Origin of the sequence: Erwinia pyrifoliae DSM 12163, assembly GCF_000026985.1 — a bacterium.
Classification (GTDB): Bacteria; Pseudomonadota; Gammaproteobacteria; order Enterobacterales; family Enterobacteriaceae; genus Erwinia; species Erwinia pyrifoliae.
Genome location: NC_017390.1, coordinates 3,750,587 through 3,775,894 on the forward strand (window position 1 = coordinate 3,750,587; position 25,308 = coordinate 3,775,894).

General features: G+C 50.8%; 15 protein-coding genes and 4 pseudogenes. 1 reads left to right on the forward strand and 18 read right to left on the reverse strand.

Going from position 1 to position 25,308, the window contains the following annotated elements; translation table 11 throughout:
- Window positions 1-12: 12 nt before the first annotated feature.
- The 4 genes from malP to glpE form a co-directional block, all read right to left on the reverse strand.
- Complete coding sequence (gene malP / locus EPYR_RS17110; RefSeq protein ID WP_014539716.1) at window positions 13-2,415, reverse strand: maltodextrin phosphorylase; 2,403 nt, start codon at window positions 2,413-2,415, stop codon at window positions 13-15.
- Window positions 2,416-2,640: 225 nt separating this feature from the next.
- The gene (locus tag EPYR_RS17115; protein ID WP_014539718.1) at window positions 2,641-3,399 is read right to left on the reverse strand and encodes a DeoR/GlpR family transcriptional regulator; all 759 of its coding nucleotides are present in this window, start codon (window positions 3,397-3,399) and stop codon (window positions 2,641-2,643) included.
- Window positions 3,400-3,460: 61 nt separating this feature from the next.
- On the reverse strand, window positions 3,461-4,273 hold the full coding sequence (gene glpG, locus EPYR_RS17120) for a rhomboid family intramembrane serine protease GlpG (protein WP_014539719.1): 813 nt from the start codon (window positions 4,271-4,273) through the stop codon (window positions 3,461-3,463).
- 114 nt (window positions 4,274-4,387) lie between these two features.
- Window positions 4,388-4,711 (reverse strand): thiosulfate sulfurtransferase GlpE, encoded by a 324-nt coding sequence (gene glpE / locus EPYR_RS17125; RefSeq protein WP_014539720.1) that lies wholly within the window; start codon window positions 4,709-4,711, stop codon window positions 4,388-4,390.
- Window positions 4,712-4,949: 238 nt separating this feature from the next.
- On the opposite strand from glpE, the gene glpD reads away from it, so the two are divergent.
- A complete protein-coding gene (gene glpD, locus EPYR_RS17130) occupies window positions 4,950-6,455 on the forward strand; it encodes a glycerol-3-phosphate dehydrogenase (protein WP_014539721.1) in 1,506 nt (501 codons plus the stop codon).
- Window positions 6,456-7,112: 657 nt separating this feature from the next.
- Here glpD and EPYR_RS17140 read toward each other — a convergent pair.
- The 14 genes and pseudogenes from EPYR_RS17140 to asd all read right to left on the reverse strand — a co-directional run bounded on the left by EPYR_RS17140 (window position 7,113) and on the right by asd (window position 25,174).
- Window positions 7,113-7,997, reverse strand: coding sequence for a hypothetical protein (locus tag EPYR_RS17140; protein WP_014539723.1), 885 nt, complete (start codon window positions 7,995-7,997; stop codon window positions 7,113-7,115).
- 367 nt (window positions 7,998-8,364) lie between these two features.
- Entirely contained in the window at window positions 8,365-8,673 is a 309-nt protein-coding gene (locus EPYR_RS17150; protein WP_041474061.1) for a hypothetical protein, read from the reverse strand.
- Between the two features lie 229 nt (window positions 8,674-8,902).
- Window positions 8,903-9,085: pseudogene (locus tag EPYR_RS17155) on the reverse strand (glycogen/starch/alpha-glucan phosphorylase); the annotation flags it as partial.
- A 498-nt stretch (window positions 9,086-9,583) separates the two neighbouring features.
- Window positions 9,584-10,327, reverse strand: a complete 744-nt coding sequence (locus EPYR_RS17165; protein WP_014539725.1) for a hypothetical protein — start codon at window positions 10,325-10,327, stop codon at window positions 9,584-9,586.
- 229 nt (window positions 10,328-10,556) lie between these two features.
- Window positions 10,557-10,739 (reverse strand): annotated as a pseudogene (locus EPYR_RS17170) (glycogen/starch/alpha-glucan phosphorylase); the annotation flags it as partial.
- A gap of 1,452 nt (window positions 10,740-12,191) precedes the next feature.
- The gene (locus EPYR_RS17185) at window positions 12,192-12,392 is read right to left on the reverse strand and encodes a hypothetical protein (RefSeq protein ID WP_041474196.1); all 201 of its coding nucleotides are present in this window, start codon (window positions 12,390-12,392) and stop codon (window positions 12,192-12,194) included.
- A 180-nt stretch (window positions 12,393-12,572) separates the two neighbouring features.
- Window positions 12,573-12,987, reverse strand: a pseudogene (locus EPYR_RS17190) (glycogen/starch/alpha-glucan phosphorylase); the annotation flags it as partial.
- A gap of 296 nt (window positions 12,988-13,283) precedes the next feature.
- The gene (locus EPYR_RS17195) at window positions 13,284-14,054 is read right to left on the reverse strand and encodes a hypothetical protein (protein ID WP_015899122.1); all 771 of its coding nucleotides are present in this window, start codon (window positions 14,052-14,054) and stop codon (window positions 13,284-13,286) included.
- Between the two features lie 205 nt (window positions 14,055-14,259).
- A pseudogene (gene glgP / locus EPYR_RS17200) lies at window positions 14,260-16,684 on the reverse strand (glycogen phosphorylase); the annotation flags it as partial.
- Between the two features lie 19 nt (window positions 16,685-16,703).
- Window positions 16,704-18,137 (reverse strand): glycogen synthase GlgA, encoded by a 1,434-nt coding sequence (gene glgA / locus EPYR_RS17205; protein ID WP_014539730.1) that lies wholly within the window; start codon window positions 18,135-18,137, stop codon window positions 16,704-16,706.
- A gap of 56 nt (window positions 18,138-18,193) precedes the next feature.
- A complete protein-coding gene (gene glgC, locus EPYR_RS20470) occupies window positions 18,194-19,480 on the reverse strand; it encodes a glucose-1-phosphate adenylyltransferase (RefSeq protein WP_014539731.1) in 1,287 nt (428 codons plus the stop codon).
- 12 nt (window positions 19,481-19,492) lie between these two features.
- Entirely contained in the window at window positions 19,493-21,469 is a 1,977-nt protein-coding gene (glgX, locus tag EPYR_RS20475) for a glycogen debranching protein GlgX (protein WP_041474063.1), read from the reverse strand.
- Entirely contained in the window at window positions 21,466-23,652 is a 2,187-nt protein-coding gene (gene glgB, locus EPYR_RS17220; RefSeq protein ID WP_015899125.1) for a 1,4-alpha-glucan branching enzyme, read from the reverse strand. The genes glgX and glgB overlap by 4 nt, the downstream gene beginning before the upstream one ends.
- Window positions 23,653-24,064: 412 nt before the next feature.
- Window positions 24,065-25,174 (reverse strand): aspartate-semialdehyde dehydrogenase, encoded by a 1,110-nt coding sequence (gene asd, locus EPYR_RS17225; RefSeq protein ID WP_014539734.1) that lies wholly within the window; start codon window positions 25,172-25,174, stop codon window positions 24,065-24,067.
- Window positions 25,175-25,308 lie beyond the last annotated feature (134 nt).

A 25,308-nucleotide genomic window follows, 5' to 3' on the forward strand; every position in this document is an offset into this window, starting at 1 on the left:
CGCCGTGCTCCTCTACCTTTTGGCCTGCCAGATGCGCTGCTGATAATCGCGAATTGAGCGGTCGGAACTGAACATGCCGCTGCGGGCGGTATTGAGGATCGCCGCGCGCGTCCAGGCCTCCGGGTCACGGTACAGCGCCTCTACCTGCTGCTGTGCGGCGCAGTAGCCGGCAAAATCTGCCAATACCAGCCAGGGATCGCCCCCTTTGCCGAGGCTGTGTAACAGCATATCGAACGCGTGCCGATCGCCGCCGCTGAACAGGCCTTTTTCCAGCTCTTTCAGCAGGCCGTCAAGATGCTTGTCATTTTTGCGCAGCCTGTTCGGATCATAGCCGCCCGCTTTCAGCGCTTTGACCTGATCCACCGTGTGGCCAAAAATAAAGATATTCTCCTCGCCCACCTGTTCGGCGATCTCGACATTGGCACCGTCCAGCGTACCGATAGTCAGTGCACCGTTAAGCGCCAGCTTCATATTACCGGTACCGGAGGCCTCATATCCGGCGGTGGAGATTTGCTCGGAGAGATCCGCTGCCGGGATCATCAGCTCGGCAGCGGTAATACGGTAATCAGGGATAAACACCACCTTCAGCCTGTCGCCCACCAGCGGGTCATGGTTGATCCTCTCCGCCACCTTATTAATGGCGTAAATAATATTTTTCGCCAGGGAGTAGCCCGGTGCGGCTTTCGCCCCAAACAGAAAGACGCGCGGCACCATGTCCAGCTGCGGGTTATCGCGCAGCCGCTTATAGAGTGAGAGGATATGCAGCAGGCCGAGATGCTGGCGCTTGTACTCATGCAGGCGCTTAATTTGTACATCGAACAGCGCCGTCGGGTTGACAATAATGCCGGCGCTCTGGGCGATATATGCCGCCAGCCGCTGCTTGTTATCCTGTTTTATCTGACGATACTGCTGACGAAATGCTGTGTTATCGGCAAATTTCTCCAGCCCCCGCAGCGCCTCAAGCTGGTTCACCCACTCAACCTGTAGCGTGCTGTCGATAAGCCCCGCCAGCGCCGGGTTGCACTGCTTCAGCCAGCGTCGTGGGGTTATGCCGTTGGTGACGTTATGGAATTTTTCTGGCCACAGCTGGTGATATTCCGGGAACAGGTCTTTTACCACCAGATCCGAGTGCAGCGCCGCCACGCCGTTAACGGCAAAGCCGCTGACCACGCAGAGATTCGCCATGCGCACCTGCTTATCCTGTACCAGCGCCAGCCTGGCCCACACCTTTTTATCACCCGGCCACTGCCGTTCAACCTGTTGCTTAAAGCGGCGGTCGATCTCTTTGATCAAGGTAAAATGACGCGGCAGCAGGCTGCGCACCAGCCGCTCGTCCCAGCGCTCCAGCGCTTCCGGCATCAGGGTGTGATTGGTGTAGGCGAAGGTCTTGCTGACGATCCCCCAGGCTTCATCCCAGCCCAGCTGGTGCTCATCCAGCAGCAGGCGCAGCATTTCAGGAATGGCAATGGTGGGATGGGTATCGTTCAACTGGATCACTTCAAAATCGGGCAGCTGCTGGATTTTGCGCCCGGCAAGGTGATGGCGGCGCAGAATATCGGCTACCGAGCAGGCGCACTGGAAATACTGCTGCATCAGGCGCAGACGCTTGCCCTGCTGATGGTTGTCGTTCGGGTACAGCACCTTTGTCAGCTTCGCGGCATCAACGCCCTGCTGCTCTGCCTGCAGGAATTTGCCGTCATTAAAAAGGGTGAGATCGAATGGGCTGGCGTGCGTGGCCTGCCACAGTCGTAGCGGCTGTACCACGCCGTTACCATAGCCGGTTACCGGCAAGTCCCATGCTTCGCCGCGCAGGGTAAATGCCGGTTGCCAGCGGAAACCGCCGCTGTCGCTTTTCACCACTTTACCACCGAAGCCGACATTGACATCCAGCGCGGCGTTATGGCGAAACCACGGGTAGCGCTCACGCTGCCAGTCATCCGGCGCTTCCTGCTGTTGACCGTCGGCAAACGACTGGCGGAACAGGCCGTATTGATAGTTAAGGCCGTAACCGATGGCCGCCTGGCCCATCGTTGCCATCGAGTCGAGATAGCAGGCGGCCAGTCTTCCCAAACCGCCATTGCCCAGCGCCGGGTCTGTCTCTTCTTCCAGCAGTTCGCTGAGATCGCGCTGATATCCGGCCAGCACCGCTTTCACCTCATCGTACCAGCCGAGGTTAAGCAGGTTATTCCCCGTCAGGCGGCCGACCAGAAATTCCATCGAGATATAATTGACATGACGCTGATTTTTCGCCGTTTTCGCTGCTGGCTGAGCCGCCAGCAGTTCTGCCAGCGCGCGGCTTATCGCCTGCCACCACTGATGTGAGGTCATCTCACTGGCGCTGGCGTAGCCCAGCTGCTGCCACTGACGCGTCAGGGCTGCTTCAAAACGGGTCTTATTGAATTTCTGCTGCGGCATACCGTCCCTCGCAAATAGTTGGGTACAGCTGAAAAGGTGAGCACAAACACCTTACAGTTAAGACGGCAAAACGGAAAAAAGCTCATTGCGAAAGGCAATGAGCAAAAAAAAGAGAAGAATCGTCTCTTTTTTTCGCGCAGACAGTCCGGACGGCATTCGCCCAGGCGCGTACAGAGCAGGCGGCACGCCGCGCCAGGAAGGGATTATCAGATGATGGGCTGGCGCTTAACAAATTTCCAGATGAACGTTGTGCTGCTCAATGTTTTTCAGCACGCTGGCTGGCGGCATTTGATCAGTAAACAGGTAGTCAATCATCCCCATATTGCCCAAATTTACCATTGCGTTGCGGCCAAATTTCGAATGATCGGCAACCAGCATCACGCAGCGTGAGTTGTCAATAATCGCCCTTTTGGTGCGCACTTCGTGATAGTCGAAGTCCAGCAGCGATCCGTCCATATCGATGCCGCTGATCCCCAGAATGCCGTAATCAAGGCGAAACTGGGAGATATAATCCAGCGTCGCCTCGCCCATTATTCCGCCATCGCGGGTGCGCACTTCCCCCCCGGCCAGAATCAGCCGGAAATCGGGCTTCGCCATCAGCAAGACCGCCACGTTGAGGTTATTGGTGACGATACGCAGATTATTGTGATTCATCAGCGCATGGGCTACTGCTTCCGGCGTGGTGCCAATATCAATAAACAGCGAAGCACCATCCGGGATCTGGCTGGCCACGCGCCGGGCGATACGCGCTTTTTCCAGCGACCACATCATTTTTCGCTCCTGCCAGGCGCTGTTTTCCGACGTGGAGGGTAAAGCCGCGCCACCATGATGGCGCTGAATTCTGTTCTGTTCCGCCAGGTCGTTTAAGTCGCGTCGAATGGTTTGCGGGCTGACGGCAAAATGCTCTACCAGCTCTTCGGTACTGACATATCCCTGGCGGCGCACCAGGTCGATGATGGCGTCATGACGTTGTGTCTGCTTCACAAACTTCCCCTTTTTCCTTTATCTTGCCGGCTGCCCGATATCGGTGAGCGCTATCGCTTAATTAACGTCGGCGCGTATCCACAAAGGCCATCGCCAGCCCGACCAGCAGGCCGGTGACATGGGCCGCATTGGCTATTGATAAACCAAACCAGCCGAACCAGCCCACCAGCAGCCAGATAACCGCGAAGGCCATCAGCCCGCGCGGCAAAAAGATGCCGCTGTCGGGATCGCGCTCGCCACGCAGCCAGCTGTAACCCATCAGGGCATATACCACCCCGGACAACCCACCAAACAGCACGCCGCTAAATTTCGCCTGCATCCAGCCGCTAAGCAGCGCCGAGATCAGCATGATGACGAACAGTTTGCCCGCGCCGAGCCGCTTTTCCAGCGCCCCGCCGAGATACCAGAACCACATCAGGTTAAACAGGATATGCAGCAGTGAAAAGTGCAGCAGCGCGTGGCTGAACCAGCGCCACAGTTGATAATGCTGCGTTTCATCCGGCCATGACAGCAGGCTCATCACCGTCTGGTCACCCAGCACCTGCATCAGGATAAACACCAGCACACAGGCCGCAATCACCAACAGGGTTAGCGGCCCGGCGCGTTCGCGCAGATTAGCCAGCAGCGAAGTGTGCTGATAATAAATGCCGCTTTTAGTCGTACCGGCGTGCCAGCTTGCTGCCTGATAGCGCGCATGGTTGGGGTCGCCAATAAACTGGTTAAGTTCGTTTTCGACCACGCCGATCTGCGATTCATCATCCAGCCACAGCGTATAGCCGCCGTCTTGCTCGATGCGCAACGTAATGCCACGCGTGGCCATATAATCGACAAACGCCTGCGCCGGGCGAAGATGAGTGAAATGGGTAATGCGCATAATTGAACGACTTCCTTTAATTCAAATACGGACATAATCCGACAATGTGGCGGCAGTATAGCGGCTTCACCCGACAAGTTGCAGGCAAAACGCCGCGCCGCCGCCGCCCGGGCATTATTGCGCGCTAACCTGCTGCGGGAAGGCCGTGCGCCAGGCTTCGAAACCGCCATCAATGCTGTAGGCCGCGCTAAAGCCCTGACCCAGCAGGTACTGTGCGGCACCTTTGCTGCTGTTGCCGTGATAGCACATGACCAGTACCGGGAGCGAGAGATCGCTTTGCGCGATAAACAGGGGCAGTGATTCATTGCTCAGGTGAAAGGCACCGCTGGCATGTGCGGCGGCAAAGCTTTGTGCATCGCGAATATCGACCAGCAACGCGTTGCCGCCCGCCAGTTTCTGCTGCGCCTGCCGGATGTTAATGCACTCAAATTGATCCATGGTGGTTCTCGTCCAAAGCGAAATTAATGGCTAAATCGCGCCCATTGTAGCCTGGACCCGGCGCACAATAACCAGAGAAACTAAATGGTTTGAGCCTTTTTATTTGCTGCAAAGATGTTATCTGCATCACGCGTCATTGTTTTTATCCGGTTAATACTGGCGTCAATGTTGGTTTACGATTAATATAATGCTCGAAAACGAACATTATTGAAAGATGCCGAATATCGGAGGAGATGACGTGGAAACCAAAGACCTGATCGTAATCGGCGGCGGCATAAATGGTGCCGGCATCGCGGCTGATGCCGCCGGGCGCGGGCTGTCGGTGCTGATGCTGGAGGCGCAAGATCTCGCCTGCGCCACCTCCTCTGCCAGTTCAAAACTGATCCACGGCGGCCTGCGCTACCTGGAACACTACGAATTCCGTCTGGTCGGCGAAGCGCTGGCCGAGCGCGAAGTGCTGTTGAAAATGGCACCACATATTGCCTTCCCGATGCGCTTTTTGCTGCCGCATCGCCCGCATCTGCGCCCGGCGTGGATGATCCGCATGGGTCTGTTTATGTACGATCACCTGGGAAAGCGTACCAGCCTGCCGGGCAGTAAAAGCGTGCTTTTTGGTTCGGACTCAATACTAAAGCCTGAAATCGTGCGCGGTTTCGAATATTCTGACTGCTGGGTAGACGATGCCCGTCTGGTGGTGCTTAACGCGCAAGAGGTCGAGAAACGTGGTGGCACAGTCCGCACCCGCACCCGCGTAACCCGCGCCCGGCGTGAAAATGGCCTGTGGATCGTTGAAGCTGAAGATATCGACAGCGGCAAAATCTTCACCTGGCGTGCCAAAGGTCTGGTTAATGCCGCCGGTCCGTGGGTCAAACAGCTGTTTGATGACGGCCTGAAACTCAAGTCGCCGTACGGTATTCGCCTGATCAAAGGCAGCCATATCGTCGTGCCGCGCATTGGTTCGCAGAAGCAGGCCTATATTTTACAGAACGAAGATAACCGCATCGTGTTCGTTATTCCGTGGATGGATGAGTTCTCGATTATCGGCACCACCGACGTGGAGTACAAAGGTGATGCGCATAATGTCAAAATTGATGATAACGAGATCGATTATCTGCTGAAGGTATTTAACGCGCACTTTAAGCAAGACCTGTCCCGCGACGATATCGTCTGGAGCTACTCCGGCGTGCGCCCACTGTGTGATGACGAGTCAGATTCCCCACAGGCCATCACCCGCGATTATACGCTGGATGTGCATGATGATGGCGGTCAGGCACCTTTGCTGTCGGTGTTCGGCGGTAAGCTCACCACCTACCGCAAGCTGGCCGAACATGCGATGGAAAAATTAAGCAAATACTATCCGCATGCGGGAGCAGCCTGGACCAAAAGCTGCGTGCTGCCGGGCGGAAACTTTGCCGGAACGCGTGAAGAGTATGCCGTCAGCCTGCGCCGCCGTTTCCCGTTTATCAGCGTTGAGCTGGCGCGCCACTATGCGCGTACCTACGGCAGTAATAGCGAGCAGCTGCTAAAAGGCGCGACCAGCCTGGCAGACCTGGGCGAACTGTTTGGACACCATTTCTATGAAGCCGAGCTGCGCTACCTGGTGGAGAATGAGTGGGTTCGCGCCACCGATGATGCTATCTGGCGCCGTACCAAAGAAGGCATGTGGCTGAACGAAGCGCAGCAGTCACGCATAGGTGAGTGGCTGGCGCAACATGCCAAACCTTTGTTATCACTGGCATCCTGATGGAGAAGGGCGGACCAATAAATCATGGGCCGCTCTTTGACATCGAAACCCGTTGGCGAACTGCGCCACGCCAGGATCGGGAGTAAACAGGAAAAAGCCTTTTATCTTCAGCGGCTGGGAAACGCATCCCCTTCTGCCGACTTCGGCAANTTCTCATTACTCTCGTTAAGCTTTGCCAATTCTTCCTTAAGTTCCTTTACCAAATTCTNATTGTACTCATTATTGAATTTTGTCAACCTGTCACGCTCACTCTCATCCGAGTACGTTGCCTTTATTAGACGTGCCAATACTGCTATCTTTTCTTCGGTCTTCTCCAACTCTTTTTCAATTCTTTGTTTAGCTTCCGCTCCAGGAGTGCTGGGTTGTTGGACAGCATCTGAAGGGGATGAAACTGTTTGACGGGTGTTTGGTTGAAATGGATTATTATTATTATTAATATCATTTAGCCTCCTTTGCACTTGAGAGAAGGATATCACTGGTGTGTCTGACGTATCTGATGTGCCACTCGCCGAGGTAAGAGGCGGAGTGTGTATAGGATCTTGGTAGGCAATTTTCACGATAACTCCTTCAAATGATCTGACCATTTTACCATGCAAAAATATGTCACCGTGTTAAATTTCGTCGGTTTTATTTTCGCTGCGCTGTGAATCGTTTTTTTTAAGTCTCAACTGCCTTCAAATTTCCGTATTTATAAATAAGACTCTTGCTCTCTTTATGAAGTTTATCAGGAATTTTAGTCAAGTAATATTCAAATGACCCCATTATGATTTCGGTGTTTGCTTGTCTCTCTGCGAGAATTTTATCTATCTCAAATATCAACTTACAGCTACCCTTCGTTACTTTTTGTAAGTAAATCACCTGATCTGCCGGCACTAATTCAGTAGTTTTAGGGACATTATCACGGAGTTTTTGATAAGCATTTATATTATCAACAACCTGATATATATCAGATACTGCCTTATTACGCATTGCCATAAGGTCTGGGCTTGATTTTGAGTTTAATGGAATTTTATTTTCATTGCAAAACGTTTCGATCCCGAGGTTCATTAACGAACCTTCATGTAAAGAGAATATATTCCGTGCAATTTCCTGGCATATCAACTTATTATCATTAATAGTTTCTTTCAATAAGTCACTATTTTTATTATTAGAAATAATCGGAATTTCTTCATTTTCAGCGCATGTCGTTTTACTTGTCATTTCCATACGGCGCTTACTTTCTTTTTTATTAGAAATAATCGGATTTTTTTTATTTTCAGCGCATATTATTATTTTTATCGCATCTATAGAGCACTTGTCTAAAATAGTGTTTTCATCCAAAGATTTACAAATATCTTTCCTTAATTCATTATTTCCTGTATCTATTGCCTTATTAACTAACGCTCTGATTAAATTTTTATTAGTCATCAATTTCAAGCCAGCAGGGGTATTTTCAACACTTTTTAATTCTTGAATTATCCTTTTGGCGTCACCACCAGATAGCCTAACCCCCAGTATGTCATAAGCTTTGAACAAGAGGAGTCTTGAATATGTAATCGACATATATACTTAATCCATAAAACCACTTATGGTACTCAAAATTGATTTCTTTTCTTACATAAAACGCCACTCACAAACATAATTCACCTATTCCATTAGGTGAACATTCGGCACGCGGAGAAAACGGATACCAGCAAGCACCGTTAAAAATGCCCCCGGTGCTTTAAGACGAGAATACAAACCTATAGCTGAACCGGCACAATNCCCCCAAATGTCATCGGCATATTCATTTTTACTTTCTGGTTTTCCTCTAATCTTTCTACCTATAACATTTTCTTTATTTATAGAATATATCTCATTTGCAATTTTGATACATTCAGACTTATTATCGTCATAAGTGATTTCTTTCGAGATAGCATTCACCTTGGTATTACCCACGATAACTTATTGTTTCTTCAGCATATATGCGTTGTAATAAGCTAATGACTTTATGCTCATGATTTTTTATAGTAATAAGTTCTGAAATCTTATTCTTTAATTCAACACTATTCGTTTTAGACCTTTTATTCAATAATGCCTGACGGATAGTCTTATTGTTCATCATTCTCTCCATCTTTTTAGGATTATTTACAACTTCCTGTATTTGATCGAGTATTTTATTGGCTTTATCACTTGATATAGTCCTACCTGCTTTGTTGTAAAGATAGAGGCTCACGCGATCTAGTATTGTAATCTTCATATATACTTAATCCATAAAACCACTTATGGTACTCAAAATTGATTTNTTTTCTTACATAAAACGCCANTCACCAACATAATTCACCTATTCCATTCGGTGAACAGTCGGCAAACAGTAAAAACNGATACCAGCAAGCACCGTTAAAAATGCCCCCGGTGCTTTAAGACGAGAATACAAACCTATAGCTGAACCGGCACAATCCCCCCAAATGTCATCGGCATATTCCTTTTCCCGATGCTTCAGTCCCCGCCAGCGAGATCTGTTCGGACAGATCTGCCGCCGGAATAATCATCTGCGCCAGGCTGACGCTATAATTGGGAATAAATACCACCTTCAGTTTGCTCTTCACCTGAGGATCGTTATTAATCACCTGCGCGACATCATTAATCAGGTGGATAATGTNCTGGGAAACGCATCCCCTTCTGCCGACTTCGGCAANTTCTCATTACTCTCGTTAAGCTTTGCCAATTCTTCCTTAAGTTCCTTTACCAAATTCTGATTGTACTCATTCTGGAGGGTTATCAACCTGGCACGCGGACTCTTATCCGTAAAGTGTTCATTTATTAAACGTGCCAATCCTGCCCTCTTTTCTTTGCTCTTCTCCAATAATTTTTCAAGATCTCGTTTATCTTCCACTCCAGAAGTGCTGGGTTGTTGGACAGAATCTGGAGGGGATGAAACTATTTGATTGGTGTCTGGTTAAAATGGCTTATATGGCGCATCAGGATTTTCAATACCCGTTAGCTCCCTTTGCTCTGGAGAGTAGGATATCTCTGGTGTGCCTGACGTCTCTGATGTGCCACTTGCCTGGGTAAGAGGCGGAGTGTGTAAAGGATCTTGGTAGGTAATTTTCACGATAACTTCTTCAAACGATCTGAGCTTTTTACCATGCAACAATTATGTCANCGTATTAAATTTCGTCGGTTTTATTTTCGCTGCGCTGTGAATCGGTTTTTTTAGCCTCATCTGGCTTCAGCTTATTGTATTTATCAATGAGATCCCTGGTCTCTTTAGAAATAAGTTCAGGAAAAAGTTCTTGATAGTGTTTGACTACTTCCATTATGACTTCACTTCTTTTTTTTTCGTCGACTAGCTGTGTGAAATTGTCTTTATTTTTCTTTTTAAGAAAATTAGTTTTTTTTGGTTTTTCGTGACTACTTAATGCAGTGAGGTCAGGTCCTGATTGCCACTTTAATCTTCTGCCTTCACTTACCAGTTGTACTCTAACCCTTTCACCTATGAAATTTTTTTTATTTATATAATATATATTTTTCGCAATTGCCATACGTTCAGACATATTATGGTCAGTGGTAGTTTTTTCTGAGACAGCAGGCAGATGGGTATTATCCACAATAACTTCTGATTCTTTATGTTCTATGTAACTTATAAAGTTAGTTTCTTTAGGAAGATACCCCCCCCTAATAAGAAAATCTTTAATTTTTCCATGCAATTTATCATTCTTTGTTCCACACATTTTATAATGTAATGCTTTACAGGAAGTCTTATTTTTCGCCATTTTTACAGGATTATTTTCAACTTTCCGTAATTGATAGAGTATTTTTCTGGCGTCATAATCTGATATAGTCTTACCTGTTATTTTATAAACTTTGTTATAAATATAGAGCACGGCGCTATCTAGTCCTGTAATCGACATATATACTTAATCCATAAAACCACTTAGGTTACTCAAAATTGATTTCTTTTCTTACATAAAACGCCACTCACNAACATAATTCACCTATTCCATTCGGTGAACAGTCGGCAAACAGTAAAAACNGATACCAGCAAGCACCGTTAAAAATGCCCCCGGTGCTTTATGAAGATGATATGAACCTATAGCTGAACCGGCACAATCCCCCCAAATGTCATCGGCATATTCCTTTTCCCGATGCTTCAGTCCCCGCCAGCGAGATCTGTTCGGACAGATCTGCCGCCGGAATAATCATCTGCGCCAGGCTGACGCTATAATTGGGAATAAATACCACCTTCAGTTTGCTCTTCACCTGAGGATCGTTATTAATCACCTGCGCGACATCATTAATCAGGTGGATAATGTACTGGGAAACGCATCCCTTTCTGCCGACCTCGGCAATTTCTCATTACTCTCGTTAAGCTTTGCCCATTTTGACTCAAGTCCCATTACCAAATTCTGATTGTACTCGTTCTGGAGGGTTATCAACCTGGCACGCTGACTCTTATCCTTGAAGTGTTCATTTATTAAACGTGCCAATTCTGCCATCTTTTCTTTGGTCTTCTCCAATAACTTTTCAAGATCTCGTTTATCTTCCGCTCCAGAAGTGCTGGGTTGTTGGACAGNATCTGGAGGGGATGAAACTATTTGGCTGGTGTCTGGTTGAAATGGCTTATTATGATTTTTTAATACCCGTTAGCTCCCTTTGCTCTGGAGAGTAGGATATCTCTGGTGTGCCTGACGTCTCTGATGTGCCACTNGCCTGGGTAAGAGGCGGAGTGCATGTAGAATCTTCGTCGGTTTTATTTTCGCTGCGCTGTGAATCGGTTTTTTTAGCCTCAACTACCTTCAAATATTTGTATTCATAAATAAGACTCTTGCTCACTTCATCAAGATTGTGAGGCATATTAGTCAGGTAATATTCAGCTTCCGCCATTATGATTTCGGTTCTTGCTTGTATCTCTGCGAGAAATTCATCTATATCAGATGTCAACTTAGGGATACCCTTCGTTGCTGTTTGTAAGTCAATCACTTGATCTGCCAGCGCTAATTCAGTATCTTCATGGCTATTATCACGGAGTTTTTGATCAGCATTTATACTATCAACAACCTGATTTATACCAGATACTTCCTTATTACGCATTGCAATAAAGTCTGGGCTTGAGTTTAATGGGATTCCTTCATCATAGCATGCCGTTTCGATCATGCGGTTCATTAACGAACCTTCATTTATAGCAAATATCTTCTGTGCAATTTCCTGGCATCGAAACTCATTATCAGTAACGGTTTTTTCTGTCAATAAATCATTACCTTTTTCATTAGGAATCATCGGAATTTCTTTATTTTTTTCATCTGACTTCAACTGATTGTATCTATTAATAAGTTCCGTGGTCTCTTTAGAAACAAGTTTAGTATGTAATTTTTGATAGTATTCGGCTGCTTTCATTATGATTTCGCATCTTTCTTTTTCGGTGACTGGCTTTGTGCAATGGCCGTTAATTATATTTTTTAATACATCAATTTTTTTTGGTTTTTCGCGACTACTTATTGTAAATTTAATTTGTTCTGATTGCCACTTCAATGAATTGGCTTTATTTCTTAGTTCTCTAATAATACTTTCACCTATAAAATTTTTTTATTTATACAATATATCTCATTTGCAATTGCCATACGTTCAGACATATTATGGTCAGAGGTATTTTCTTTCGAGACAGCATGCAAATTAGTATTATCCACAATAACTTTTGAATCTTCATACTTCTTGCAGCGTTTAAGTCCAATGTTTTCACACGTATAATTTACCTTTTTAAGAAAATCTGCAATTTCTTTATATGATTTTTTTAATCTTGGTTCCATGAATTTTATTATGTAATGCTTCAAAGGCAGCCCTATTTCTCACCATTTCTTTAGGGTTTCCTTCAACTTTCTTTAATTGATAGAGTATTTCTCTGGCGTCATGACTTGATATATTCCAACCTGCTTTGTTATAAACATATAGTCCGGCACGATCTAGTATTGTAATCGTCATATATACTTAACTCCATAAAACCACTTANGGTACTCAAAATTGATTTCTTTTNTTACATAAAACGCCACTCACCAACATAATTCACCTATTCCATTCGGTGAACAGTCGGCAAACAGTAAAAACAGATACAAGCAAGCACCGTTAAAAATGCCCCCGGTGCTTTATGAAGATGATATGAACCTATAGCTGAACCGGCACNATCCCCCAAATGTCATCGGCATATTCCCTTGATAGTGCGATCCAATGAAAAATAGCCCATATTGGCGATGTTATGGAGCGCACAGCGCGTCCACGCTTCCTGGTTGCGGTACAGTTTGTCGACTTTATCCTGCATATCAACATAGCTGCGATAGCTGGCCAGCAGCTGATAGTGGTCGCCCAGATTCACCAGAGAATCAAAAATATTGCGNTAACGCCCCGGCTCCTGTGGGCTAAACAAACCGGTGGCGATCTGCGTCAGCACCTGATGCAATTCGGCATTCTGTTCATAACAGAGGCGGGAGTTGTAGCCGTTGCTACGCAGCACCTCAACCTGCGGTGTGGTATTGTCGAAGATAAAGATGTTCTCCGCGCCGACATGGTCAAGCATCTCAACTTCTTTGTTTATCTTCCGATCCAGAAGTGCTGTGTTGTTGAACAGCATCTGAAGAGGATGAACCTATTTTATTGGTGTCTGGTTTAAATGGCTCATTATTATTTTCAATCCCAGTTAACTCCCTTTACTCTGGAGAGTAGGATGTTCCTGATGTCCTACTCTCCTTGGTAAAAGACGGAGTCTTTGTCTATTCTACTTGGATTACTTTCACGATAACTTCTTCAAACGATCTGAGCTTTTTACCATGCAACAATTATGTCATCGTATTAAATTTCGTCGGTTTTATTTTCGCTGCGCTAAAATTTGGTAATTTTAGTTTCACCTAGCTTCAACTGAATGTATCTATTAATGAGATCTTTGGTCTCTTCAGGAAGAAGTTCAGGAGAATTTTTTTGACGTTGTTCGATTACTTTCATTATGATTTCGCTGCTTTTAATTTCGTCGACTTGCGGTGTGAAATTGTCTTTAGTTGTCTTTTTAAGAAAATCATTTTCTTTTGGTTTTTCGTTACTGTTTATTGCAACGAGGTCAGGGTGTGATTGCCATTTTAATATATTGGGTGCACTTTCAAGTTTGGATTCAACGCATCTACCTATAGAATTTTCTTTATTTATAGAATATATCTCTTTCGCAATTGCTATACGTTTAGACATATTATTGCCAGAGGTAGTTTCTTGCGAGACAGAATTCGAACTGCAATCATCCGACATACTCGCAATTGCCATACGTTTAGACATATTAGGGTCAGTGGTAGTTTCTTGCGAGGCAGCAGGCAAATGGGTATTACCCATAATAAATTTTGAGTCTTCATGCTTCTTGATACTTATTTCACCATAATAACCTATATCCCAAAGAAATTTTAAAATATTTTCACTTAATCCAAAATTCGTGCTTCCAGACATTTTTTTATCTAATGCTTTAAGGGCAATCTTATTTTTCTTCATTTCGTTAGGGTCATTTTTAACTTTATCTAATTGACGTATTATTCTGCGGGCGTCAAGCTCTGATATCCTACACTTAAATAAGCCTACAACATAGAGCCCGGCGCGATCTAGTCCTGTAATCATATATACTTAANTCCATAAAACCACTTATGGTACTCAAAATTGATTTCTTTTCTTACATAAAACGCCACTCACNAACATAATTCACCTATTCCATTCGGTGAACAGTCGGCAAACAGTAAAAACAGATACAAGCAAGCGCCGTTAAAAATGCCCCCGATGCTTTATGAAGATGATATNAACCTATAGCTGAACCGGCACAATCCCCCCAAATGTCATCGGCATATTCCCTTGATAGTGCGATCCGATGAAAAATAGCCCATATTGGCGATGTTATGGAGCGCACAGCGCGTCCACGCNTCCTGGTTGCGGTACAGTTTGTCCACTTTATCTTGCGTATCCACATAGCTGCGATAGTCGGCCAGCAGCTGGTAGTGGTCGCCCAGATTCACCAGAGAATCAAAAATATTGCGNTAACGCCCCGGCTCCTGTGGGCTAAACAAACCGGTGGCGATCTGCGTCAGCACCTGATGCAGTTCGGCATCCTGTTCATAACAGAGGCGGGAGTTGTAGCCGTTGCTACGCAGCNCCTCAACCTGCGGTGTGGTATTGCCGAAGATAAAGATATTCTCCGCGCCGACATGGTCAAGCATCTCAACGTTAGCACCATCCAGCGTACCCACGGTCAGCGCACCGTTGAGCGCAAACTTCATATTACTGGTCCCCGATGCTTCAGTCCCCGCCAGCGAGATCTGTTCGGACAGATCTGCCGCCGGAATAATCATCTGCGCCAGGCTGACGCTATAATTGGGAATAAATACCACCTTCAGTTTGCTCTTCACCTGAGGATCGTTATTAATCACCTGCGCNACATCATTAATCAGATGGATAATGTGTTTCGCCATCTGGTAAGCCGATGCCGCCTTACCGGCGAAGATGCTCACCCTCGGCACCCAGTCTGCATCCGGGTCCGCCTTAATGCGGTTGTAGCGGGTGATAATATGCAGCACGTTCAGCAACTGGCGTTTGTATTCGTGAATACGTTTGATCTGCACATCAAACATCGCCTGTGGGTCGATAACAATATCCAGCTTTTGACTGACAAATTCCGCCAGGCGCTTTTTATTTTGCAGCTTGGCATGGGCAATCTGCTCAATAAAGTTGGGAAAGTCGATATGCTGCTTCAGCTCGTCCAGCTGGCTGAGTTCAGTTCGCCAGGTGCGGCCAATCGTCTTATCCAGTACGGCGGAAAGCGGGGGATTCGCCAGCGCCAGCCAGCGGCGCGGGGTGATGCCGTTAGTTTTGTTGCAGAAGCGGCCTGGAAACAGTTTGGCAAAGTCAGCAAACAGCGATTGTACCATCAGGTTGGAGTGCAGCTCGGAGACGCCGTTGACCATATGGCTGGCCACCACGGCCAGCCACGCCATACGAATGCGGCGGCCGTTGTTTTCATCGATAATCGAAATACGTGCCAGCAGTTCCCAGTCATCCGGGTATTGCTCCTGAATGGTCTTCAGAAAATAATCATTAATGTCAAAGATGATTTGCAGATGGCGCGGCAGGATCTTGCCAATCATATCCACCGGCCAGGTTTCCAGCGCTTCCTGCATCAGGGTATGATTGGTGTAGGAGAACACCTGGCAGACCACTTCAAATGCATCATCCCAGCTAAATTTATGTTCATCGATCAGCACACACATCAGCTCGGGGATGGCCAACACCGGGTGCGTATCATTCAGATGCAGCGCTATCTTATCGGCGAGGTTATCAAAGGTCTGGTGCATGACCCAGTGGCGATGAAGAATATCCTGCACCGTGGCCGAGACAAGAAAATATTCTTGCCGCAGCCGCAGCTCGCGCCCTGAATAGGTGGAGTCATCCGGATAGAGCACGCGTGATACGTTTTCAGAATGGTTTTTATCCTCTACGGCGGCAAAGTAATCTCCCTGGTTAAATTTTCCCAGATTGATCTCATTACTCGCCTGCGCGCCCCACAGCCGCAAAGTATTGGTGGTATCCGTATCATAGCCGGGGATTATCTGGTCATACGCCGTGGCCAGCACTTCTTCCGTTTCTACCCAGCGCGCACGGCTTCCCTCATGCTGAATACGCCCGCCAAAGCGCACCTTGTAGCGGGTATTGAAGCGCTGAAACTCCCACGGATTACCATATTCCAGCCAGTAGTCCGGCGACTCCGCCTGGCGGCCTTCGACTATATTCTGTTTAAACATGCCGTATTCATAGCGGATGCCGTAGCCACGTCCGGGCAGGCCCAGGGTGGCCAGTGAGTCAAGAAAACAGGCCGCCAGCCGCCCCAGTCCACCGTTACCCAGGCCCGGATCGCTCTCTTCCTCGATCAGCTCTTCCAGGTCGAAGCCCATATCCTCCAGCGCCGCTCGGGTATCGTCATAAATACCCATCGCCAACAGCGCATTAGATAGCGTGCGCCCGACCAGAAACTCCATCGACAGGTAGTAGACCTGACGCACGTCCTGTGAAAGCTGGGCGCGGTTCGAACGTAGCCAGCGTTCGACCATGCGATCGCGCACCGCCAGCAGCGTGGCGTTCAGCCACTCATGTTTATTGGCAAGGGCAGGATCTTTACCCAAGGTAAACATCAGTTTATAGGCGATGGAATGCTTGAGTGCGTCGACGCTGAGCGTGGGTGCGGCATAGGAGAAAGGAGCGTTCATAGCAATATCCCACTTTTGTTTAAAACAAGCGTTGATAGAGATCGCGGTAGGCTACCGCTGCCACCTGCCAGCTAAAATCCATCCCCATTGCCTGGCGCTGAACATAGCGCCATAGCGAGGGACGGGACCAGAGAACGAAAGAACGCCGGATAGCACGCAGTAACGACCAGGCATTGCTGTCCTCGAAGGAAAAACCACTGGCGATCCCATCGGCCAGGTTTTCCAGTGAACAGTCGTTAACCGTGTCGGCCAGCCCCCCGGTGCGCCGCACCAGCGGCAGCGTGCCGTACTTCAGGGCATACAGCTGCGTCAGTCCGCAAGGTTCGAAGCGGCTGGGCACCAGAATGACGTCGGCACCGCCCATAATGCGGTGCGAGAACGCTTCGTGATAGCCAATCTGCACCCCGACCTGACCCGGATTTTCCGCCGCTGTGGCCAGAAATCCCTGCTGTAGCTCCGCGTCACCCGCGCCCAGTACCACCAGCTGGCCGCCCTGTTCCAGCAGGCCGGGCAGCGCCTCCAGCACCAGGTCAAGTCCTTTCTGTTTGGTTAAGCGGCTGACTACCGCGAAGATCGGCGCTTTTTCGTCAATCTTCAACCCCATCGCAATTTGTAACTGCCGCTTGTTTTCCAGCTTGGCATCCAGCACATCGCGGTTATAGCGCGCCGATAGCAGCAGGTCGTGCGCCGGGTTCCAGATTGCCGGGTCGACGCCGTTGAGAATGCCGCTGAGCCGGCCCTCCAGCATGCGCTGTTTCAGCAGCCCTTCCATGCCGTAGCCAAACTCTGGCTGGGTGATTTCCCGGGCATAGGTCGGGCTGACCGCAGTCACATGATCGGCATAAAATAGCCCGGCCTTGAGATAGGAAATCTGGCCGTGGAATTCCAGGCCAAACACACTGAAAAAGGCGTTTGGCAGCTGGATTTGCTCCATATGGCGGGCGTTAAACAGGCCCTGATAGGCCAGGTTGTGTACGGTGAACACCGATTTGGCCGGCCGGCCGCGTGCCGCAAGATAGGCACAGGCCAGCCCCGCATGCCAGTCATGCGCGTGCACCACGTCCGGTCGCCACCAGTGATCCAGCCCACAGGCCAGCTCACAGCTCATCCATCCCAGCAGCGCAAAGCGCAGATAGTTGTCGCTATAAGCATATTGTGATTCATCGTGATAGGGGCTGCCGGGTCGATCGAACAGCCCCGGTGCGTCAATCAAATAAATACCCACGCCGTTAAAGTGACCAAAATGTAGCTCGACATAGCCTGCAAACGTTTGCAGCTTCGCCACCACCTGAGTTTGCGTGATGCCTTTTTTCAAATCCGGGAATGCCGGCAGTAACACCCGCGTATCGTCTCCCGCCGCTATTTGCGCCGCAGGTAATGCCCCAACAACATCAGCAAGCCCGCCGGTTTTCAGCAGCGGGAAAAGTTCTGAACAGACATGTAACACCTGCATTATTGGCTCCTGTAATGTGCCGAACCTGACCTTGTACCCAGGTCATGCCCTTCCGGTTAACGCCAGCCCAGCTTTGCCAGCATGGTGGTTGTGACCAGCACAATCCCCTCTTCCGATCGATGGAAACGCCGGGCATCATCGTCCGGATTTTCACCAATCACCGTTCCCTCAGGCAGCACGCAGGCGCGGTCAATCACACAGCGACGCAGACGGCAGGAACGCCCCACTACCACATCCGGCAGCAGTACCGACGACTCAATATTGCAGAAGGAGTTAATCCGCACCCGCGAGAACAGCACCGAGTTCACCACCACTGAACCCGAAATGATGCAGCCGCCTGACACCAGTGAATTCATCGTCATCCCGTGGCTGCCGGAGCGATCCTGGACAAACTTAGCGGGCGGCAGCGGTTCCATATGCGTGTGGATCGGCCAGTCAGCGTCATACATATCCAGTTCCGGCGTCACCGAGGCCAGGTCAAGATTGGCTTTCCAGTAAGCCTCCAGCGTGCCGACGTCGCGCCAGTAAGGTTCGGCAGTCTCATCCTGATGTACACAGGAAAGGCTGAATGAATGCGCCAGTGCCTCACCGCTGGCGACGATTTTTGGCAGCAGATCCTGACCAAAATCGTGCGTCGACTGCGGCAGCTGCTGGTCATGCTCCAGCAGATCGAAGAGATATTCAGCATCAAACACATAGACGCCCATACTGGCTAACGCACGACTGGCATCACCGGGCATCGATGGCGGGTTGTCTGGTTTCTCCAGAAATTCCACCACCCTGTTATCGTCATCGACCTTCATTACGCCAAAGGCGCTGGCTTCCTCCAGCGGCACCGGCAGGCAGGCAATGGTGCAGCGTGCGCCGTGTTCAACGTGGTCGATCAGCATGCGCGCGTAGTCCATCTTGTAGATGTGGTCACCGGCAAGAATAACGATGTACTTCGCACGATAGCGGCGGATGATGTCCAGATTCTGCGTCACCGCATCGGCCGTACCGCGATACCAGTGGTCGGTCGCCAGACGCTGCTGCGCGGGGAGCAGGTCGACAAACTCGTTCATCTCTTCGTTAAGAAACGACCAGCCGCGCTGGATATGCTGCACCAGCGTATGCGACTGGTACTGGGTACAGACCGCAATACGCCGGATACCCGAGTTAAGGCAGTTAGAGAGCGCAAAATCGATGATGCGGTATTTTCCGCCGAAATGGACCGCCGGTTTTGCGCGTTTGGCGGTCAGGTCCTTCAGACGCGTACCGCGTCCACCCGCGAGGATCAGGGCTACAGTGTGTGTTGGCAATTGTCTTGCCAGCATCACAGGGTCGTGCTTCTCTAATTTCACCATGTCTGACTCCAGTTATATTTTTTCCTGGAACACGCACACTCCCTGAGCGGCTCCATGCCAGACGGTTAACAGGATTGGGTTATCTTCCCCGGCAAAGGGCGGAATGGCATGCCATTGCCCAGGAGGTAACACCAGATCGCACACTTCTTCGGTGGCGTTAAGCGTGATAAGCCATTGTTTTGAAATCCTGATTTGCATACGGTGCACGCCCTGTTCCCACTCAAGCCTGTTCAACGGCCGCCCCTGACCGTTCAGCCATTCCACGTTGCCATCTCCTTCCTGCCACCAGCAGTCCTGCTGCAGCGCGGGAATACGGCGGCGCAGATGAATTAACGCAGCGGTGAAAGAGAACAACCCGCGATCGCCGTGCTTCCAGTCAAGCCACGTCAGCAGATTGTCCTGACAATAAGCGTTGTTGTTGCCGTGCTGGCTGTGACCATGTTCATCGCCGGCCAGCAACATCGGCGTACCCTGGGCCAGCAGCAGAGTGGTTAACAGCGCATGCACGCTACGCCGGCGGTGTTCCGTCACCAGTAACGGCGCATGCAGCCCTTCCACGCCGTGGTTGTAGCTGAAATTGTTATTGCTGCCGTCACGGTTATCCTCGCCGTTAGCCTCGTTGTGTTTATGTTCAAAGCTGACCACATCGCGCAGGGTGAAGCCGTCATGGCCGGTAATGTAGTTGAGGCTGCGGGAAGGCAAACGCCCCTCGCGTTGGAACAGATCGCTGGAAGCCGCAAAGCGCCGGGCGAAATCGCCGTTTGAGAGATCGCCATGCAGCCAGTAGCGCCGGGCCGTGTCGCGGAAGTGGTCGTTCCATTCGGCAAACGGCAGCGGGAAGTTTCCCACCTGATAACCGCACGGCCCGATATCCCACGGCTCGGCGATGATCTTGCATTGTGACAATAGCGGATCGGCGGCTATCGCCCGGAACAGCGGCGCATCGCGCCGGTATTCCGGCGTGCGCCCCAGGGTGGTCGCCAGGTCGAAACGAAACCCATCTATATGGCACTCTTCCACCCAGTAGTGCAGGCAGTCGATGGTTGATGCCACCAATTCAGGGTGACTAAGATTTTGCGTATTGCCGCAGCCGGTCCAGTTGGCATAGTTGCCCTGCTCGTCCAGCCAGTAGTAGCTCGGGTTATCGATACCGCGCATCGACAGCGTGGGGCCGCTCTCATCCAGCTCGGCGCTGTGGTTAAACACCACATCGAGGATCACTTCGATCCCCGCCTGGTGCAGCGTTTTGACCGCCTGCTGAAACTCTTCGCGTGGGTTCTGGCCACAGGCATAGCGAGATTCCAGCGCATAACAGGCCAGCGGGTTATAGCCCCAGTAATTACTCAGCCCCAGCCGCAGCAGCCGGGGTTCGCTGGCAAAACTGGCTACCGGCAGCAGCTGCAGGCTGGTGATGCCCAGACGTTGGAAATAGTCAATCATCACCGGGTGGCCGAGCGCGGCATAGGTGCCGCGCATCTCGGCCGGAATGGCGGAATGCAGCTGGGTCAGACCGCGCACATGGGCTTCATAAATCACCGTACTGCCCCAGGGCGTACGCGGGCAGCTATCGCCTTCCCAGTCGAAATCATCTGCCAGCACCACGCTTTTCGGTGCCATCGGGCCGCTGTCCAGCGTGTCCGGCTGTTCCTCTCCGCATTGAAAACAGGGGTTATCGCTGACATCGCCTTCGATCCCGCGTGCGCAGGGGTCCAGCAGCAGCTTCGCCGGGTTGAAACGCAGCCCTTGCTGTGGCTGCCACGGGCCGTGCACCCGATAGCCATAACGCTGACCGGGACGAACGGCAGGCAGATACCCGTGCCAGGTATCGCCGCTACGCGCTGGCAGATCGAGGCGCGTCTCAACGTCATCGTCATCAAACAGGCACAGCTCGACCCGCCCGGCATGCTGCGAAAACAGGCTGAAGTTAACCCCTTTGCCATCATAGCTGGCACCACGCGGCGTGGGTTCTCCATCCCGTATCGGCATCATTGTGCCTCCCGCACCAGCCATAGCGTTGCCAGCGGCGGCAGCGTCAGGCTCAGGGAGTGGCTGCGGTTATGGCTGCCCCAGTCATCGGTACTGACCGCACCGAGATTGCCCATGTTGCTGCCGTGATAATGGCCGGAGTCGGTATTCAGCACTTCGCGCCAGCGCCCTGCCTGTGACACGCCAAAGCGATAGCCGTGGCGCGGTACCGGCGTGAAGTTACTGGCAACAATCAGTTCATTACCGTCGCAATCGCGGCGCACAAAGACAAATACCGAATTATCGACATCATCCACCACCAGCCATTCAAATCCCGCCGGGTCAAAATCCTGCTGATACAACGGTGGATGTGCACGGTAGGTGTGATTGAGGTCGCGCACCAGGCGTTGTACACCGTGATGCCAGCCGTCTTTCCCTTCCAGTAAATGCCAGTCCAGGCTGGTGTCATGGTTCCACTCTTTGCCCTGGGCGAATTCATTGCCCATAAACAGCAGCTTTTTACCGGGAAAACCGAACATCCAGCCGTAGTAGGCGCGCAGATTGGCAAATTTCTGCCAGTCATCCCCCGGCATGCGGTCGAGGATTGAACCCTTGCCATGAACCACTTCATCGTGCGACAGCGGCAGCACAAAGTTTTCGGTGTTGTTGTACAACATGCCAAAGGTCATCAGATTATGATGATGGCGGCGATAGAGCGGGTCGAGCTTCATATAGTCCAGCGTGTCGTGCATCCAGCCGAGATCCCATTTAAACCAGAATCCCAGCCCGCCCGTTTCCGGCGGGCGCGATACGCCGTTAAAGTCCGTCGACTCTTCGGCGATGGTAATCGCCCCCGGCGCGGCATGGCCGAGCGTGCGGTTGGTATAACGCAGAAAGGCGATGGCTTCGAGGTTTTCCCGACCGCCGAAATGATTCGGGACCCATTCCCCGTTGGCACGGCTGTAGTCGCGGTAGATCATCGAAGCCACCGCATCCACGCGCAGGCCATCAATGCCAAAGCGTTCGATCCAGTACAGCGCATTGCCCGCCAGATAGTTACTGACCTCGCGGCGGCCAAAATTGTAAATCAGCGTATTCCAGTCCTGGTGGAATCCCTCACGCGGGTCGCCGTGTTCGTACAGCTCGCTGCCGTCAAATTTCGCCAGTCCGAAATCATCCGCAGGAAAATGGCCCGGCACCCAGTCAAGCAGGACGTTTAACCCGGCCTGATGAGCTGCAGTAATAAATGCGCGGAAATCATCGCGCGTACCAAAACGGCGGGTAGGTGCGTACATGCCCAGAGGCTGATAGCCCCAACTGCCGTCAAAAGGATGCTCATTGACCGGCATCAGTTCCAGATGGGTAAAGCCCATCTCTTTGGCGTACGGCACCAGCTGCTGCGCCAGCTCCTGATAACTGAGCCAGAAATGATTGTCGGTATGCCGCCGCCAGGAGCCGAGATGCACTTCATAGATGGAGATAGGTGCATCGAAACCGTTAGCGCGTTGGCGCTGCGGTGACAGCCTGGTTTTTTCAGGAATACCGCAGATCATGGAAGCGCTTTGCGGGCGCATCTGCGCTTCAAACGCATAGGGATCGGCCTTTAGCCGCAGCTGGCCGTGATTATCGATAATTTCGAATTTATATAACTGGCCATCACGCGCTGCGGGAATAAACAGCTCCCAGACCCCCATTTCGCGCCGCAGGCGCATCGGGTGGCGGCGTCCATCCCAGTAGTTGAACTCACCGACCACGGAAACACGCTGAGCATTAGGTGCCCATACCGCAAAGCGCGTACCGGCCACACCATCAATCATCGTCCCATGAGCGCCCAGGGTTTCATAGGGACGCAGATGCGTCCCCTCCGCCAGCAGCCAGCTGTCCATCTCTGGCAGCAGCGGGCCAAAGCGCCAGGCATCATCGATCAGGTTTTGCTGGCCGTGCCAGGTGACGGCCAGCTGATAACGAAACGGCTTTTTACGCCTGGGTATCACCGCCTGAAAAAAACCACGCGCGTCCAGGCACTCAAGCTGCACGCATTGATTACCGGTACGGGTATCGATCACCCAGACTTCGCTGGCATCAGGCAACAGGGCGCGCACTTCCAGACCGAGGCGGGTTTGGTGCATCCCCAAAACGGAAAAGGGGTCAGCAAAGTGACCGGAGACAACGGCATTAATCACACGACTATCCACTAGCTCTGACATGACATTCTTCCCGTGACGGTCGGCAGGCAACGGGCGATGCCCGATAGCGGGGAATCGCCAATGCGCTGTTATTTATTAAGCCTTAAACACGCTGACAGGGCGGGTAAACCTCCGTGAGAAAAACCGCCGCAGCGCGCGACAAACTAGCGTTACAAAAAAATAACATTCGGGACGATGGCTTTTTAAGCATAGCCCTACGGATAGCAATATTCAGGCTAAAATGAGACAAATATCTCTCTTTCAGATTAAGGCGATCGAAGCAGAGGCTACGGCAGATGAAATAGCCGGTTTTCCCTGTGGCTGAAACGAAAATGGCGCGTTGACATGGCGTGATGGCAGGAAGTGAAAGCAGGAATAACGTATCTATACCAGGAAAATTCCCCCGCACGATGCAGGGGAACAGATAGCAGGATTAATCCACCAGCAGGCGCAGCATGCGGCGCAGCGGCTCGGCGGCACCCCATAGCAGCTGGTCACCCACGGTGAAGGCCGAGAGATATTCCGGCCCCATATTCAGTTTACGCAAACGGCCAACCGGCGTATTCAGCGTGCCGGTTACCGCCGCTGGCGTCAGCTCACGCAGGGTGATGTCACGATCGTTTGGCACCACTTTTACCCACGGGTTATGATCGCCCAGCAGCCGTTCGATTTCCGCCAGCGGCAGATCTTTTTTCAGCTTCAGGGTAAATGCCTGGCTGTGGCAGCGTAACGCACCCACGCGTACGCATAAACCATCAACCGGGATAGCGTGGCTGGTGCGCAAAATTTTGTTGGTTTCGGCCTGGCCCTTCCACTCTTCGCGCGTCTGGCCGTTGTCCAGCTGTTTGTCAATCCACGGGATCAGGCTGCCCGCCAGCGGCACGCCAAAATTGTCGGTTGGCAATACGCCGCTGCGGCCCATCTCGGTCACTTTGCGCTCGATATCGAGGATGGCAGAAGCCGGATTTTGCAGCTCTTTTGCCACATTGTCATGCAGCATCCCCATCTGGGTCAGCAGTTCGCGCATATGACGCGCCCCGCCCCCGGACGCCGCCTGATAGGTGGCAACAGAGACCCACTCCACCAGGTTATTGGCAAACAGGCCGCCCAGAGACATCAGCATCAGGCTGACGGTGCAGTTACCGCCAACAAAGGTTTTGATCCCGCGTTCCAGGCCATCGCGGATCACCTGGTGGTTAACCGGGTCGAGGATAATAATCGCGTCGTCTGCCATGCGCAGAGTGGACGCGGCATCAATCCAGTAACCCTGCCAGCCCGCAGCCCGCAGCTCAGGATAGATGTCGCTGGTGTAATCGCCGCCCTGACAGGTGATAATGATATCCAGCGCTTTCAGCGCTTCAATATCGCTGGCATCCTGCAAAATACCTGCTGACTGCCCGCCAAACGCGGGTGCCGCCTGGCCATGCTGGGAGGTGGAGAAAAACACCGGGCGAATCACATCAAAATCACGTTCTTCGCTCATGCGCTGCATCAGTACGGAACCCACCATGCCGCGCCAGCCAATCAATCCTACTGTTTTCATGTTAAACCTGCTTCAGGCGGCCTGAACTGCCAGTCACGCCTGACCTGTTAGAGTTAAAAATCAGGCTTAAACCTTACAAGTTGCAGAAAAAGTGGCAAGTGAATTAAATCGATAAGCCCGTTTTTTTTAGCAGC